This is a genomic window from Erythrobacter insulae, assembly GCF_007004095.1.
Taxonomy (GTDB): Bacteria; Pseudomonadota; Alphaproteobacteria; order Sphingomonadales; family Sphingomonadaceae; genus Erythrobacter; species Erythrobacter insulae.
In genome coordinates this window covers 1,717,753-1,734,868 of the sequence record NZ_VHJK01000001.1, presented here as the reverse complement: position 1 = coordinate 1,734,868, position 17,116 = coordinate 1,717,753, and the positions used below count along the sequence as shown (strand labels likewise).

The window sequence follows — 17,116 nt, the reverse complement described above, 5'->3', positions numbered from 1 at the left end:
TTGCCTCTAATGTCTCGGGATGTCTGACACCCGACCCGACAACGATGAGCAGGAGGCTTCGGGCCTTCGCAAGATCATCCATGTCGATATGGATGCCTTTTTTGCAAGCGTGGAACAGCGCGACAATCCAGAGCTGCGCGGAAAGCCTGTTGCAGTGGGTGGTTCAGGAGGGCGCGGCGTTGTTGCCGCGGCAAGTTATGAAGCGCGCACATTCGGCGTCAAAAGCGCAATGCCCTCTGTCACGGCCAAACGGCTGTGCCCGGACCTTATTTTTGTAAGGCACCGGTTCGATGCGTATAAAGAGGCAAGCCGTCAGATCCGCGCCGTGTTCGAACATCACACGCCGCATGTCGAACCGCTAAGCCTCGACGAGGCGTATCTTGACGTGACTGAGGACCGGCTTGGCATTGGGTCGGCCACTCGGATCGCTGATCTTATCCGGCAGGAAATTCGCGCCAAGACCAGTCTGACGGCGAGCGCGGGCGTTTCTTACAACAAATTCCTCGCCAAACTGGCAAGCGATCAGAACAAACCTGATGGCATGTGCGTGATCCGCCCCGGCCAAGGCGCGGATTTTGTCGCCGGTCTGCCGATCCGCCGGTTTCACGGGGTCGGGCCCAAGGCTGAAGAGAAGATGAAACGGTTGGGGATTGAAACCGGTGCCGATCTGGCGGCAAAGGATATCGAGTTTCTCAGAGCGAATTTCGGGTCATTTGCAGATTACCTGTTCCGTGCGGCGCGCGGCATTGATCTGCGCCCGGTCAGAGCGCACCGTGTACGCAAATCCGTTGGCGGAGAGCGGACCTTTGGCGATGACATTTCGAGCGGCGGCCAGCTGCGCGAGACATTGGAAAACATCATCGATATCGTCTGGGACCGGATTGAAAACGCCAAGGCGCGGGGACGGACCGTGACGCTCAAAATGAAGTTTACAGATTTTCAGACCATCACCCGCGCCCGGTCTGCATCGCATTGGGTGGAGGATAAACAAACATTCGCCCGGATGGGCCGTGAGTTGCTCGAAGAGGCGCTGCCGCTGGCCATGCCAATCAGATTGATGGGATTGACGCTGTCCAATCTCGACCACGGCGATGCACAGGAACCGGCCAAAGACAGCGCTCAGCTCTCCCTGCTTTAGCCGCGCGTTGCGATCCCGCGCGCTTTCCAGATTGCAAGCCTGCGCTGAGTTACTTCGCCCAACGGTTCTGGCAGCGAATGGGTCGGGAAAAACCGTGCAACAGTCACTTCGCGGCCATCGGGCTTGGGTCTGGCATTGCTGGTCGCTGCAAACAGGTGGGCGGTATGCGGTGAACCGGATAAATTCTCTGCGATCGGGCCAAGCGTTTCCATCGCTTCGATTGCAATTCCCAACTCTTCCATAACTTCGCGGCGGGCGCATTCTTCGGGGTCTTCGCCGGGTTTCAACCCTCCGCCCGGCAGCGCCCAGACCTCGGGGCCATAGGAATGCCGCAGCAACAAAATATCGCCTGAAAGATTGGTCAGCACCACACTCACCCCGGCAATCGGAGAGCCGCGCCATTTGCGCCAGCTGTGCCGCACTCTATGCGCCAGAGGCATCAAGGCCCGGTGGACAGGCGCGGGTAGAAATCTGGCGAGATGCTCGATCAAGTAAAGCAGGCGATATCAATATCGCCCTTGTTTTGCGCCGCCTGCAGCAGCCGCGCAACGGGCAGGTCATGCTCCCCTAGCGCGCCTGCTTCGAACACCTGTCGTTTCTCGTCTGACCCGCCCAATGTGAAAAGGATCGCCCCTGTCGCAAGCAAGGATTGCAGCGTCAGCGTGATCCGATCAAACGGCGCGTGCGCCGGCAGCGGGTCCGGGGTCAGGCGCCGGATACAGCGCGGATCATCCAATTGCGGATCAGTGTTCGGGAACAACGAAGCGATATGCCCGTCCGGCCCCATCCCCAACCAAGTCAGCGCGAAATGCGGCGGCTGGGCACCCTCGGTAAGGCCAACAACCCGCGCACCCACCGGCTCCAGCAGCGCGCGCATTTTGCCTGTATTTGACGCTTCGTGATCTTCCGGGACGATCCGATCATCATTGGGCCACACTTCGAGCCGCGACCAATCCAGATCACGCTTTACCAGATCGGCAAGGATCGGGAATGGCGTGGACCCGCCAGGAATCGTGATTGCGACCGTTCCCTGTGTCGCGGCAAGAGCCGGCTTAAGCTGCAAGGCCAGCCAGTCGGCGATTGCGGCGGGGTCGCCGTCATGCGTGTATTTTACTGTGCTCATGCCGCTTCATAGCAAAAGGGCCGCTCCCGACTAGGCGGAAACGGCCCTTTTGATGTGGACGTTTTAAGACGCCTCTTGGTTTCTTGGTAAGATCACCCGAGCGTGGAGCTCAGGAACCAGACGCGCTCTTCTGCCATATCGGTCCAGTCATCCAGCAAACCGTCAGTGGCATTGTCGCCTGCCTGTTCGGCCAATTCCTTCATGGATTTCAGACGCGCCACCATATTGGCGTTATCATCGCGCAATTCGGCAATCATCTGTTCGGCGGTCAGCGTCGCACTGTCCTGATCCTTCACCTGAGTGTGCTTGGCCACCATTCCGACCGATGTAATCGTATCGCCGCCCAATTTGCGGGCACGCTCACCGATTGCGTCAATCTGGTCGCGGATTTCAATTGCCTGTTCGTCGAACATCAAATGCAAGTCGCGAAAACGCGGGCCTTTCACATGCCAGTGAAAGTTTTTTGTCTTGATGTAGAGCGCGAAATGGTCGGCCAGCAGGCCGTTGATTTCGGCGATAAGTGCGGTTTTGGCGTTGTTGTTTGGATCAAGCATGAATGATCTCCTGATTGGTGTTTCTTTGCAGCGTCTCAATAACGATCGCTGTGTGTTTCTTCATCTAACCAACGGACAATATGGGAAATTGTTTCGAGAAAGATCAGTTCGCTCTAATCGACAAAATCGATCACATCACGGCGAAACGCGCATTTAATCCGAGGAACAAGGCCGCAACCAACAGGCATCCACCGAAGAATAATCGGCCAAGAAATAGCGGATACCGATCAAGCGTATTCTTGCCGACAGCCCAACCCAGCGCGATCGCGGCCATTCCGCCCAGCGCGCCTCCGGCGATGGTCAAAACAGGATAAACCGCCTGCGCTGCAAACGCGAAAACAACAAACCGCGCAGCGTCGCCGAACTGGCGCAGGAATATGACGACGCCGATCGCGACATAGCTTCGCGTGGGTTCTTTCATCGGTTTCAGCTTCACCCGCCAAAACAATTCAAGACCCGCAAAAGCCAGCGCGATGGCGACCAGCATATTTGCCGCTCTGGTCGGCAGCATCGCAGCAATTGTCCAGCCCGCATAAGCCATCGCCGCGGCACTCGCCGCCGCGCAGGCCATACCGACCAGCAAAAGGCCGGTCGTGCGTTCAAGCTCGTCTGAAAATTGGGCAATAATCATCTGGTCGCGCCCGCCCAGCGCGATGATGAAAGTGAGCAGCAATGTGAACATGAACGCGTCCATTCAGGCGATCTAGCAGGATGAACAGCGTATGCCAGCCTGTGGTCGCTTTCGCTGTCGGAGCTCTCGATATGGCGGGAATGGAATTTGCGGCTATGAGCGAAGTCGGAACCGAAAAGGAGAGAGCATGAAACTGGAACAAGGCATGGCAGCCATAGTCACTGGCGGCGCATCTGGATTGGGCCGCGCCAGCGCAAAGGCGCTGGCTGACGAAGGGCTGAAAGTCGCGATTTTCGACATCAATGATGAGGCCGGTCAGGAACACGCAGCCGCCATCGGGGGAACTTTCCATCACGTCGACATCATGGACGAGGCCAGCGTCGAGGCGGGCTTTGCCGCAGCGCGCGCCGCCAATGGTCAGGAACGCGTCACCGTCCACTGCGCAATGGCATCCAAACGGGGCAAGACGATCGGTTTTGACAAATCAACCGGCGGATACAAACGTCTTTCTACCGAAGATTACGCATTTGGTGCGCAGGGTATCCTCATCGCGAGTTACCGCGTGGCCAGCATATCCGCGCTTGGCATGGCCAACGCAGACCCGGTCAATGATGATGGTGAGCGCGGCGCAATCACTTTGACAGCCAGCGTTGCCGCACAAGACGGGCAGATCGGCCAGGTAATCTATGGCTCGTGCAAGTCAGGGGTGAACGGCCTCGTGCTGCCGATGGCGCGCGATTTGATGGATCTGGGCATTCGTGTGAACTCGGTCATGCCGGGTATTTTTGCGACCCCGCTGATGCTGGGCATGAAGGATCGCAACCCGCAAATGTGGGACCAGCTTAACGCCAGCGTCCCATTCCCCAAACGATTGGGCGAACCCGAAGAGTTTGCCTCGCTTATCTGCGAAATCGCCCGCAACACCTATCTCAACGGGCATCAATTCCGGATCGATGGCGCAATCCGAATGCCCCCAAAATAGAGCGCCTTGACCCGGTGCGAGATGGTGACAGGCGGGCGTCAACTGCATTCATAGATACCAGTCGCGTGTTGGCAGATGACACCCCACCAGTGCTTTACTTAAGCAACACACCTGTCTAGAATTGACGTACATAGAGTTAAAGAACAGGGATTGTCCGCATGCTCGAATTAAAGAATGTAAGCCACGTCTACTCCAACGGCGTGCGTGCCCTGAATGATGTGACATTGTCTGTGCCAAAGGGCATGTACGGACTGCTTGGCCCTAACGGAGCGGGCAAGTCCACTCTGATGCGCACAGTCGGCACTCTGCAAACACCGACCTCTGGTTCGATCACATTCGGCGGCGTTGATATTCTTCAAGACCCTGAATCGCTGCGCAAACGGCTTGGTTATTTGCCGCAGGATTTCGGCGTGTATCCGCGTGTTTCCGCCTATGACATGCTCGATCATATGGCCGTCCTGAAAGGGATCGCTTCCAAAGGGGACCGCAAAGACACGGTCGAAACCCTGCTGAATCAGGTCAATTTGTGGGACGTGCGCAAGAAAGCCATTGCCGGATTTTCGGGCGGCATGCGCCAGCGTTTCGGGATTGCTCAGGCGCTGATCGGAAACCCTGATCTGATCATCGTTGACGAACCAACCGCAGGCCTCGACCCAGAAGAGCGAAACCGTTTCTTAAACCTGCTCGCTGCGATCGGTGAGAATGTGGTTGTCATTCTGTCCACTCACATCGTCGAAGACGTGGCCGATTTATGCCCGCGGATGTCTGTCATCGTGCAGGGGACTATCGAGCTGGAAGGTGCGCCAAAAGATCTGATCGCCAAATCAGCCGGTTCAATCTGGGCCAAAACGATCGAAACCGCTGAGCTGGGTGCCTATCGCAGCATGTATGAAGTGATCTCGACACGGCTTTTCGCGGGCGAAACAATCGTTCACATCCTGTCGGATACCGATCCGGGCGACGGTTTTACCAGCGTCGATGGCGGGCTTGAGGATGTTTATTTCTCAACCCTCGCCGCCACGCGCCGGCAACCCGCCGGTGCTTCCGACGCCGAAGCAGCGTAAGCGGGGGACAGCAGATGTTTTCCAAGATCGCCCAGTTTGAACTGCGGTACCAAATGCGCAACCCGGTTTTCTGGGTCGCAATCGTCATATTTTTCCTGCTGACTTTCGGGGCAACCGCCAGTGACAGCATCCAGATCGGCGGGGGCGGCAATATCAATCTGAACAGCCCGGTCGCGATCCTGCAAACGCAGATGATCCTCTCGCTGTTCTTCATGTTTGTTACGACCGCTTTCGTCGCCAATGTCGTGGTGCGTGATGATGAAAGCGGATTTGGACCGATGGTCCGGTCCACCCAAGTCACCAAATTCGCCTATTTGATGGGCCGTTTTACTGGCGCGACTTTTGCTGCATTGGCGGCTTTTCTGGTGGTTCCGCTGGCGATTTTCATCGGATCGCTGATGCCGTGGGTGGATTCCGAAACCCTTGGGCCAAACCGGTTTATGGATTACGCGACCAGCTTTGCTTTGTTCGCCGCTCCCACTGTCATTCTGCTGTGTGCGGTCTTCTTTGCGGTTGCCACTGTCACCCGCTCGATGATGTATTCATACGTCGCCGTGGTCGCGTTCCTTGTGCTTTATGTTGTGTTCAATGTGGTCGTCGGAAGCGAGCCTGAATATCGCGATACCGCTGCTTTGATTGACCCGCTTGGCTTTGGCGCGATCGCGGCGGAGACGCGGTATTGGACTGCGGCAGAATCCAACGCGCAATTGCCCGCCTTTGCTGGCACGATTTTATACAACCGGTTGTTCGCATTGGGTCTGGCGGCGCTCGCTTTGCTGTTTGCCTATTGGCGTTTCAGCTTTGCGGAGAAAGGCGTGTCTGCGCGCAAGGCTAAGAAGCTGGCCAACAAGGCAGCAAAGCTTGCCCGGACCGAACCAAGGACGGTTTCTGTACTGCCAGCCGCGCAGCCGGAAAAGGCTGCGTTGGCGCGGCTGATCGCGACCACCCGATTTGAAATCGGTCAAGTGATGCGGCACCCTGCCTTCATCGTCTTGATGATTATCGGCCTGTTTAACAGCGGTACGGCTTTGTTGTTTGGCAATGAGATTTACGGCACGCCGCCCATCCCGGCGACCTTTACACTGATCCCGCTGCTGCAAGGCACGTTCAGCATCATCCCGCTGATCATTGCGATCTATTACGGCGGAGAGCTTGTCTGGCGTGACCGCGATCGCAAATTCCACGAAGTGATCGACAGCACATCCCTGCCGGGTTGGGCGTATATGATCCCCAAAACGATTGCAGTAACGCTGGTGCTGCTTTCGACTCTGCTGATCTCTGTCGTCGCGGCCATGTTGGTTCAGGCATCACGGGGCTATTTCAATTTCGAGCTCGACAAATTCCTGTCATGGTACATTTTGCCGAACACTGCGGATCTGCTGCTGATCGGCGTTCTGTCTGTCTTTGTTCAGGCGCTCAGCCCGAACAAATTCGTCGGCTGGGGCATTATGGTGCTCTATATCGTCGGCACAATCACTCTGGGTAGCCTCGGCTATGGCCACCCCTTACTTTTGTACGGAACCACAGCGATCGGCCCTGTGTCCGACATGAACGCCGATGGCGTCGCCGGGGCGCTCAGCTGGTGGCTGCGGCTGTATTGGGGCGGTGTTGCTCTGCTGTTTGCAGTGCTGGCGCATCTTTTGTGGCGACGCGGCACCGAAACCCGCTTGATGCCTCGGCTTAAGCAATTGCCGCGTCGGATAGTTTCCGGCGCAGGCGCGCTGGGCCTGGCCGGAGTGGTGACGACGGTTGGAACCGGCGTATTCCTCTATGATCAGATGAACGTGCAAAACGATTATCGCAATCAGGATGCAACCGAAAAACTGCTGGCGGATTACGAAAAAAAATATCTGAAATATGCTTCGCTTAAACAGCCATCGCTGACCGATATCACGATGGAAATCGATATCTTTCCGGAAGAACGCCGGATGGAGGCTAGCGGCACCTATCAGATGGTCAACGACACCGGCGCACCGGTCCAAACGCTGCACGTCCGTCTAGCGGATAGCGACACAGAATTGCTGACCGTCGATATTCCAGGCGCAACGCTTGAAACAGATGACACGCGGTTCAAACACCGCATCTATCGCTTCGACACGCCTCTTGCGGTGAACGAAACAGCCACGCTGACATTCACCACGCGCCGCTGGCACAAGGCATTTAGCGCGTCGGGTTACGGAACGCGTTTGGTTGAGAACGGCACTTTCCTGAACAACAGTGAATTTGCGCCGGAACTGGGCATGAACCGGAACGGGTTGCTGACCGATCGTTCCACTCGGCGCAGCTATGGCCTTGAGCCGGAACTGCGTTCACCCAAACTCGAAGACGAAGCCGCACGAGACCGCAATTATGTCGGCGATGCGGATTGGGTGAATTCGGATATCACCATTTCGACCTCTGCCGATCAGGTGCCAATCGCACCGGGATCAAAGGTTTCTGATGAAACAAAGGGCGACCGCAGGATTGCGCGGTTCCGTTCGACCAATCCGATCCTCGCTTTTTTCTCCGTACAATCCGCCGATTACGAGATCGCAACACGCGAAGCTGGCGGGGTTGAATTGCAAGTCTTCTACGATGCGCAGCACCCGTACAATGTGGAACGAATGCTGGATGCGATGGACCGGTCGCTCGGCTATTACCGCGCCAATTTCGGGCCATATCAATTCGATCACGCGCGGATCATCGAATTTCCCGGATATGCCAGCTTTGCGCAGGCTTTTGCCGGGACCATGCCCTATTCGGAGAGCCTCGGCTTCGTCGCCAATCTCGCCGATCCGGGTGAAATCGATTACGTCACCTACATCACGGCACATGAGGTCGCGCACCAATATTGGGCGCACCAATTGATCAGCGCGGATATGCAAGGCGGCACGATCATGGTCGAAACGCTGGCGCAATATTCGGCGTTGATGGTCATGAAAGAGCTGTACGGCGAAGATGAAATGCGCCGCTTCCTCAAATTTGAGCTCGACAATTATCTGTCAGCGCGCGGCAGTGAAGCAATCGAAGAATTGCCGCTCGAGCGGGTCGAGAACCAAGGGTACATCCATTACCGCAAAGGGTCGGTGGTCATGTATCTGTTGCAGGACCGGCTCGGCGAGGATCGTGTGAATGCAATGCTGTCGGGCCTGCTGGATCGGTATCGCTTCCAAAGTCAGCCCTATGCGACATCCACCGACCTGATCGAAGGGTTCTATTCACTGGCGCGCGATGATGCGGAACGCGATCTCGTTCGTGACCTGCTTCAGCGCATCACCGTCTACGATCTCAAGGCCGAAGAAGCCTCGGTGCGCGAGCTCGACGATGGCCGGTTTGAAACCACGATCACCATTACCGCTGCAAAATTTTATGCTGACGGCGAAGGCAAAGAAACCGAAGCGAAGCTGTCGGATATCATCGAGATTGGCGTGTTCACTGATCGTCCGGGCGGCGACGCCTTTGCATCGGAAAACGTCATTCTGATGGAGCGCCGGCCAGTGAAATCGGGCGAGCAGACAATCACAGTGGTCACCGATCGCAAGCCCCAATGGGTCGGCATTGATCCGTACAACAAATATGTTGATCGCAATTCCGACGACAATCTGGTCGCACCAGGTTGATCGTCACAAAACAGCGGGCTTGAGCGTCAAAAACAGCGCTTAAGCCCGACTGCAATCACCCGCAAAGCCAGCTGGAGCGGGGTGAAGGGAAGCCAATAGGCAAAGTAAGCAATTGAACTGATTTTATTTTTCATAGCCGGAGAAATAAAAGGCCCCCAATCTGGCCCCCACTTGCCCGCGCTTCTGTGGAAAAACCCGGGATTGAGAGGGACAATTGCGCCCATCGCAGCGCCTCACAATTAGCCTGCTAGCTATCGGTTGTCACCGGTAAGATTGGCAACTCGTATGTGAGTGGAGCGCAACCTTAACAGGTAACAAAAATAGAAATTCGGCGGATCGCAAACAACTCGTTCGTCGATTGCAAATTATCATCTGATTTCAGAACTTTATGAGACTGTGAGTTGTCTGCGGATCGGCGCAAACCCGCTCTACTCGTAGACGGGTTGATTCCGCCCAAAACGCTATTCTAAATAAATATCAAGGATTTATATCCCGAATTCGCGGGGTACGGTGTGCTCGCCAGATTCCCATTTGCGCGCGGTTTACCCATCATTTGCTGAAACCTCGGTTCAGTCATTCCGGAAAACATCTGACGTGAAAGAGCCGCGCGGCGATTGAGCGCTCAAGGTGGCAGCTTTGCGCCCCAATCCAAGACGTTGGCACTTGGATTCGCGCTTCCCGAAAGCAGACCTTCGCTAGCACCGGCGAAGTCAGGTTTCGATGGGGAGATTATTCCAACATCACAGCAGCAGCAGAAGGCTCACGGCTTAGGTTCGGCCATAACTTCGATCCGGGTTTCGCAGCGGTACGCAAGGTCAGGAAAGGTCTGTGGACATCTTTCCAATGCGCCTTCGATGAGAGCCTTTCCGGGGTGGATTAGCACGACACGAGTGATGCAGCCCAAGAACAGGGAAATAGGTCAAATCACCTATTGCCGATTTGCCAATTCTCATCGTTTTGCGGGCATTTATATGGTCATCCGCGACTGAGTAAGTGGGGTCAAATTGATGCTTAAGAATATCCCGCTTTCCAGCCTTGAACTGGGCATGTTTGTCCACAAGATGAATGGGGGCTGGTTCGACCACCCGTTTTGGAAAGCAAAATTTCTGATCGACGAACCGCAAAAGTTGCAAACCTTGAAATCAAGTGCTTTGACGAGTGTCGTAATCGACACCTCTTTGGGCAAGGATGTCGAAGAGGAGCAAGCTCTCCGGAATGCTGGGACGAATGCGAAAGCAACCAAAGCAAAGCGATTGAATGCAATCACGCGCCGCCAATCGACGCGCGAACAGACCTCACGGCCTGTTTCAACTGCTGCCGAGCTGGGTGCGGCTCAAGCGCTTGCAAACAATGCGAGCGCTAAACTCAAAGATATATTCAGGGCCGCGCATTTGGGCCGAGCGATAAGCGTTTCCTCAGTCGCACCAATCGTTGGCGACATCCAAGCCTCGATAGATCGCAATTCCCAAGCATTTCATGGCCTGATGCGCTGCAAACTCAAGAGTGAATTTGTATACCGACATTCGCTGTGCGTGAGTGCCTTGATGATCTCTCTTGCGCGAAAAATGAATTTGTCGAGCAAGGAAACCACCGATGCAGGGCTAGCTGGCCTGTTACTCGATATTGGGACCAGCTATTATCCCAAGACTATCAATCCGCCCCATGGCGATTTCAGTCAGTTAGATCCCGAAATCTGGCATCAACATGTTCAACTCGGGCACCGCGCATTGCGGTATGATGAGGAGGTTTCGGATTGGGCTCTTCACGCCTGCCTTCACCATCATGAGCGGATGGATGGCAAGGGCTTTCCAGAGGGCTTAAGAGAGATCGACATCAGTGTTGGCGGAAGAATGGCTGCCATTTGCGACACCTTCAATTTTCTATTGAACGATGGAGGGGGGGGCAGCCCGCTCGACCCTTCAACCGCGGTAAAGACCATGCGCCAGATGGAGGGAGCATTTGATCCCGATATCTTACGCAAATTCATCGAGTCAGTTGGGCAGTTCCCGGTCGGATCATTCGTGCGCCTGCGCAGTGGCTTCTTGGGGATGGTGATCGACGAAAACCCCTTGGTTGCGGCAAGGCCACTCGTCGAAGTCTTTTACTCTCTCGCCGAAGGAAAAAGAATTGCCCAGCGCAGGATTAAATTGGGGGACGGCCTTAATGACGATGAGATTCTTGATACGGCCGATCTTTCAGGGCTTGACCTTCCGGACGAGGGCTATCTTCGCGAGGTCGTCTTTCTAGCAGCGCACCGGTAGGAAGTAGTAACTCTTATAGCAGCCGCGCCGCTAATTTGATCGCCGTTGTTGGCCGCCGAGACGCTAGGAGCGAAATATCGGCTTCCGACCCGACTCCAGGACACTGTCAGAGCAAATGTACCTCTAGCCGAATTCGTATGTTCGGGTAGGGCGGGACGATGCCCAAACCCAAGAAACCAGCCAGTCCGTTTCGCTATTTCAACTCGTCGCCAGAAGTGATCCGTCTTGTCGTGATCGTCACTGATGGTCTCAAATCCTAGGCTACGGCAAGCCGCCGAGCGCGACCCGGTTCAAGAAGGGCCAATCCGGCAACCCAAAAGGGCGGCCAAAAGGCAAACGCAACTCACAGATCCCGTACGATCATGTTCTGGGACAAATGGTCACGGTGCGAGAGGAGGGACGCAAGCGCCGCATCACCGCGGCTGAGGCATTCATCCTTCAGCTCACGCAGAGAGGACTGGCCGGTGACAGCGCGGCGGCTCGGTCATCATTGGCCGCCATCGAAACCGCTCGTGTGAAGAGTGCGGATGCGGAAGGTCTTGGGATCAAGAAATTTGTAATTGTGCCCATCCAGATCGAGTGCGTTCTACGAACACTCGGCATGGCCACGAAGAAGTTCCCAACCGACAAGAAGCGCGTGCGTTGGGAAATCAATCCTTGGGCGGTTGAGGCCACACTCGCTAGGCTCGGGGACCGACAGCTCACCGAGGCCGAGCAACGCAAGGTATGGAGCTGCACACGCGTGCCGCACAAAGTGAACTGGCCGGGCTGGTGGACGGTCACGGAGTGAAAGGCAGCTTCGCGCCCCAATTTCAGTCATTCATCAGCCTCCTAGTTAAAACTGAAAGCTGTCGCTAATTCGGCACTGCCAGTGGCAGTGCGATAGGCCATAATTCAGGAAATCCAGTCTAACCCCTCGGCGAAGCTGATCGCTAACCAGCGCCCTTAGCAATCACCGACAAAAATCCGGTACGCCCTGGCATCAGGCTTCTGCGAGCCAAACAACGCGCTTAGTCACCAAGGCCAGATTAGGTCGATCGACATGGATAGACCTCTTGGCGGCCGACCCATTTTCAAGTGCCTATACCTAACGGGCATTCACCAAAATTCTACAAGCTTTCCCTAGCCAACACCGATCATTTTGGATTGTGAGGCGCGGAATCGTGGAAATGCAAATCTCAGAGGCCGGACGGCTTGCAGCACTGGGCAGCTATCACATTCTGGACACTCCGCCGGAGCCTGAATTAGACGCCTTGGCCCAACAGGCGGCCGATATTTTTGCGGTCCCAATCGCATTGATTTCCCTGGTTGATGAGAATCGCAACTGGTTCAAGGCGCGCGTTGGCCTGTCGGTCAGCGAAGCACCAAGGCCATTTTCTTTTTGCGCGCATGCCATCGCATCCGATGAACTTCTGGTGGTTGGGAATGCCGCTGAGGATGAGCGGTTCATGCGCAACCCCCTGGTGAAGGGCGATCCTAATCTTCGGTTTTATGCTGGCGCGGTCCTCAAGAATGATCAGGGGCACCGATTAGGCACGATCTGCGTAATCGACACCCGGTTGAGGCCCGATATCGTGCCAAACAAATTCGCTGCCCTCGAGGCTTTGGCGAACACCGTCATGAAGGTGCTGGATAACCGCAAGCTTCAATGCGCGGATGCTGACTGACCATGGCCCGGTCTGCCGAATGGTTCACTAGGTTTCGCCCAACGCAGCAAGCTGCGCAGGGGATCGTCATCGTGGCGATCACTTACATGGCGATCGGTCTGACGGGACAGTTGCTCATTCTGCCTTCAAAGCACGGCATGCCCATCGGGCTGGAGGTCGGCGTCGCGATTGCAGCGCTGATGCTGCTGGGCCGAAACTCGTGGCCCGGTGTTTGGATCGGCGCATTTGCGGTAGGCTTGATTGGGAGCCACGCTGCACATTTGCCCGGTGCAGACTTGGTGGCCCCAAATACCTTGGCCGCGAAGATACTCGCCGCGTCAGCGCTCGCGACAGCGGCTGCGGGTCAGGGCTTACTGGCCGAATGGCTCATTGACCGGATCTTTGGCACTCCGATCTCGCTGGCTAACAATGCGGACGTCGCCAAGCTCGCCCTTTTGGCGGGACCTGTTGCATGTATGGCAAGCGCGCCGGTCGGTGCGGGCTCGTTGTGGTATCTGGGCACAATACCCGCATCTGCATTGCTGCAAGACTGGATTATGGGGTGGATCGGCGATCTTATCGGCATCGTGCTTGTCCTGCCGATCGCACTCATGGCACCGTGGCGCTCGCCAAGGGTGCTGTGGAAAGGTGTGCCCATTACCCCGTTGACCCTGTCGATGGTGCTGGGACTATTTGCACTGGTCGCTGCCACATTAGCCGCCTGGGTGGTGACCAAGGACATTATCTATGATCGCAACCTTGTGGCTTTCAGCGCCATGGCGGATGATAGCGAAGTCGCGCTCAGGCACCGGGTCGAAATTTATCGGCGCAGCCTGGATGGCGGCGCTGCGGTGGTTGACGGGGCAGACCGGGTCACGCTCGAAGACTGGCGCGATTTTATCGATATGATCAACGTCGAAACGCTACCGGGCATCAATGGGATCGGTTTTATCGAACCTGTTAATACTAAGGACCAGGCGGCGTTTCTGGAACAGAGCATCGCCGATGGCGTGGCACCTTTCGCGATCCACCCGCCGGGCGCCGGTGATGACCTGTTCGTCATTAAATATATCGAACCCATCGCGATCAATGCGCAGGCGGTAGGACTGGACATCGGGTTTGAGAAAAATCGCCGTGAAGCTGCGGAAATTGCCCGGGACACAGGTGAGGCCCGCATCACCAGACGCATCACGCTGGTTCAGGATGAGGCCCAAACGCCCGGCTTTCTGCTGTTGCGGCCGGTTTATCGACGGGGTGTTTTGCTCAGCTCGGTAGAGGACAGACGGGCAGCGTTCCGGGGCTGGGTATACGCGCCGTTCATTGCATCACGCTTCATCGACGGCCTCACTTCCAGTCAGGAAGATTTGTTCACGGTGAAAATTTATGACGGACCCGAAATTAATCCCGAAGAACAGATTTTCGGCGGCGAGAGCCGCCTTGATGCGGCCTTCACCATCAGCCGCGCCATCCCGGTAGAGGGTCAAATCTGGACGGTGGTATGGGAGAGCACCCCGACGTATGAGAGCAACGTCAAAACCAACGAAGCCGCGATCGTGCTTGGCGGGGGCATTGCCCTGATTCTGTGTTTTGGCGCCTTGCTGCGATCCTACGCACGGCGCGAAGCTGTTATTTCCGCAGAGGTGAAACAAAAGACAATAGGACTGGAAAAGGCTGTGGCTGCGCTTCGCGAAAGCGAGCACCGGTTCAGCGACCTGGCGCGCCTTTCGCCTGCCGGGATTATTCGCACAGATGAATTCGGCTTCTGTATCTATGCCAATGATACTTGGCTGACGATGACTGACCTTGGGGCGTCAAGTTCAATGGGCTCCGGCTGGATTTCGGCCATACATGTCGACGACCGCGCCCGGTTCCAAAGCGAATGGCTCGAAGCAATCGATCGGCTGAGCGAACACCGTTCCACTTTCCGCTTTGTCCATACAGACGGCACATCGCGGTGGGCAGACATGGTCACCCGGCCAGAGATGACCGACACGGGGGAGGCGCGCGGGTTCATCGCGGTTGCGCTTGATGTCACCGAGAGCATGGAACTGCAAAGCAATCTTCAGGCGGCACGCAAACAGGCCGAAGCCGCTGTAGAGGCGAAAACCAGTTTCCTGGCGAACATGAGTCACGAAATCCGCACACCGATGAACGGGGTTCTTGGTTTCACCAATCTTCTCCTCGGCAGCGAGCTGAGCGAAGAGCAGCGCCGGCACACACAGCTAATCGCCGATAGCGGGCGTTCGATGATGCGGCTGCTGAACGATATTCTTGATCTGTCAAAAGCGGATGCCGGGCAGATGACAATTGCGTCCGAGCCGACCAATATCCATCATGTAGTTACGGGCACGGTCACACTGATGGCCGCACTGGCTGATGAAAAAGGCGTTGCGCTGGACTGCGATATCGCCAGCGACGTTCCGCGGGTGATCCGCAGCGACGGCTTGCGAATCCGCCAGATCTTGCTGAATCTTCTCGGCAATGCGCTTAAATTTACCAGTAAGGGTCGCGTCACGCTCCGCGCCCGGCTTGAAACCGGTGATGCCAGTCGCTTGGTTCTGGAAGTTGAAGATACCGGAATCGGGATCGCCAAGGATCGACAAGACGTGATATTCAGCGAGTTTGAGCAAGCTAATGCATCGATAGCGAGGGAGCACGGCGGAACCGGTTTGGGGTTGGCGATCAGCAGGAAGCTCACGCAATTGATGGGCGGCGAGGTTGAGGTCGAAAGCGTCCTTGGCACAGGTAGCGTTTTCCGCATTCGCCTGCCCGTCATAAATTGTCACGACGATCAATCGCAGGGCGAGGCACGATTGAACCCCGAACTCGAAATACGGCGCGCGCCGCGCATTCCGCGATGCTGCAGAATATTGCTGGTGGAAGATCATGACATCAACCAGATGCTGATGAAAGATATGCTCAACCGATTGGGAAAGGATGTACAAATCGCTGAAAATGGGGCGATCGCGGTCGAGGAAGTAAAAGCATCAATCCAGGCAAACCATCCATTCGATCTGGTTCTCATGGATATGAACATGCCGGTGATGAACGGTATCGAGGCGACGCGCGCCATTCGTAGCGAAGGCATCAAAGCTTGCGACCTGCCGATAGTCGCGTTGACAGCCAATGCGTTCGCAGAAGATATGGCAGGTTGTCTTGAGGCGGGGATGCAGGCTCATTTGACCAAGCCCATCAATTCGCAGAAACTGGAGGAAGCGATTGCCACGTGGGCCAAACGATCAAACGATCACGCTGCACCAATTCCATCTCCTCCCCGGAACGCGCGTTCCGATCTTTCGATTGAAGAACGTTACCGGGCCGAAAAGCAGAAAATGATCGAGAGTCTCGAAACGCTGCTGCACCAAGGGGAGTTCCGCCAAGAAAGCCGAGTAAGCGCTGCCAGGAAACTGCATAATTTGGCCGGCACCGCTGGCATATTTGGTGAGGAACAATTGGGTGAACAAGCCCGGGCGCTCGAACACGATCTGAGAGCGGGCGACGGTGGAGATGCACGTGACCGGATCGGGGGTTTGATAGCGAACTTACGCGCATCTGAGATGGTAGGCTAGGCTAGGCTATCGCCCGTTGACCGCGTTCGCGCTTTTCCCAACATCAAAAAGCAGGCACATTTGAAGCAAACGCGCTTGCTAGTGCAAGGAGCGTGATCGCTAGGAAAGTGCAATGCCCAAGCCTTGCAAGCCGGCTAGTTGGTTCCGCTAATTCAACTCGTCGCGAGAGATTATGCACTTGGCCGTGATCATGTAGGTCCGAATTTCGCTAAGCTTACAAATGTCTAAGATCTGCTGGTCGAGCGCGGAAACGAAATTTGCCACGATGTAGTCAGACTGTGGTGGGGCAGATTAAGGCCGCTCCGCGGTGGCGGCCTGCAAGCTAGTTTCAGCAGCCAGACAGCGTCTCGATAGCAGGTTTGAGCAGACTGTCACCTTCGTCTGAAATGACCGCAATTTAGTCTATAACATATAGTCCGCTTTTTCGATCCGGGATATCTGAACCAGACGGTCTGCACGCGGCCCAGAAACAGCCTCAAACGCCAGCCTGGCTCAAAATCCATCGGCACGAAATGGGTTTGTCCCATCAGCATCTTCTCTCGCTTCCTC

Annotated in this window: 12 protein-coding genes; 8 read left to right on the top strand and 4 right to left on the bottom strand. The window is 55.9% G+C overall.

Annotation, left to right across the window (positions count from 1 at the left end; genetic code table 11):
- The first annotated feature begins 19 nt into the window (after positions 1–19).
- On the top strand, positions 20–1,138 hold the full coding sequence (gene dinB / locus FGU71_RS08230; protein WP_142788115.1) for a DNA polymerase IV: 1,119 nt from the start codon (positions 20–22) through the stop codon (positions 1,136–1,138).
- Here dinB and FGU71_RS08225 read toward each other — a convergent pair.
- From FGU71_RS08225 to FGU71_RS08210, 4 genes are all read right to left on the bottom strand, one after another.
- Positions 1,135–1,578: an NUDIX hydrolase gene (locus FGU71_RS08225; protein ID WP_185960240.1), complete on the bottom strand. Its 444-nt coding sequence runs from the start codon at positions 1,576–1,578 to the stop codon at positions 1,135–1,137. The two genes, dinB and FGU71_RS08225, sit on opposite strands and share 4 nt — an antisense overlap.
- Before the next feature lie 47 nt (positions 1,579–1,625).
- Positions 1,626–2,261 (bottom strand): 6-phosphogluconolactonase, encoded by a 636-nt coding sequence (locus FGU71_RS08220; RefSeq protein ID WP_142788113.1) that lies wholly within the window; start codon positions 2,259–2,261, stop codon positions 1,626–1,628.
- Positions 2,262–2,353: 92 nt separating this feature from the next.
- Positions 2,354–2,815 (bottom strand): Dps family protein, encoded by a 462-nt coding sequence (locus FGU71_RS08215; RefSeq protein WP_142788112.1) that lies wholly within the window; start codon positions 2,813–2,815, stop codon positions 2,354–2,356.
- A gap of 130 nt (positions 2,816–2,945) precedes the next feature.
- Positions 2,946–3,509, bottom strand: a complete 564-nt coding sequence (locus tag FGU71_RS08210) for a hypothetical protein (protein WP_142788111.1) — start codon at positions 3,507–3,509, stop codon at positions 2,946–2,948.
- Between the two features lie 124 nt (positions 3,510–3,633).
- On the opposite strand from FGU71_RS08210, the gene FGU71_RS08205 reads away from it, so the two are divergent.
- The 7 genes from FGU71_RS08205 (at position 3,634) to FGU71_RS08175 (ending at position 16,567) form a co-directional block, all read left to right on the top strand.
- Positions 3,634–4,428: an SDR family oxidoreductase gene (locus FGU71_RS08205; protein ID WP_142788110.1), complete on the top strand. Its 795-nt coding sequence runs from the start codon at positions 3,634–3,636 to the stop codon at positions 4,426–4,428.
- 158 nt (positions 4,429–4,586) lie between these two features.
- The gene (locus FGU71_RS08200; RefSeq protein WP_142788109.1) at positions 4,587–5,492 is read left to right on the top strand and encodes an ABC transporter ATP-binding protein; all 906 of its coding nucleotides are present in this window, start codon (positions 4,587–4,589) and stop codon (positions 5,490–5,492) included.
- A gap of 14 nt (positions 5,493–5,506) precedes the next feature.
- On the top strand, positions 5,507–9,091 hold the full coding sequence (locus FGU71_RS08195; protein ID WP_142788108.1) for an ABC transporter permease/M1 family aminopeptidase: 3,585 nt from the start codon (positions 5,507–5,509) through the stop codon (positions 9,089–9,091).
- A gap of 1,007 nt (positions 9,092–10,098) precedes the next feature.
- Positions 10,099–11,352 (top strand): HD-GYP domain-containing protein, encoded by a 1,254-nt coding sequence (locus FGU71_RS08190; protein ID WP_142788107.1) that lies wholly within the window; start codon positions 10,099–10,101, stop codon positions 11,350–11,352.
- Positions 11,353–11,605: 253 nt separating this feature from the next.
- Positions 11,606–12,142, top strand: a complete 537-nt coding sequence (locus FGU71_RS08185; protein ID WP_234035767.1) for a DUF5681 domain-containing protein — start codon at positions 11,606–11,608, stop codon at positions 12,140–12,142.
- Between the two features lie 379 nt (positions 12,143–12,521).
- Entirely contained in the window at positions 12,522–13,019 is a 498-nt protein-coding gene (locus tag FGU71_RS08180; protein WP_142789053.1) for a GAF domain-containing protein, read from the top strand.
- Positions 13,020–13,021: 2 nt separating this feature from the next.
- Entirely contained in the window at positions 13,022–16,567 is a 3,546-nt protein-coding gene (locus FGU71_RS08175) for a CHASE domain-containing protein (protein ID WP_142788105.1), read from the top strand.
- The last annotated feature ends 549 nt before the right edge of the window (positions 16,568–17,116 follow it).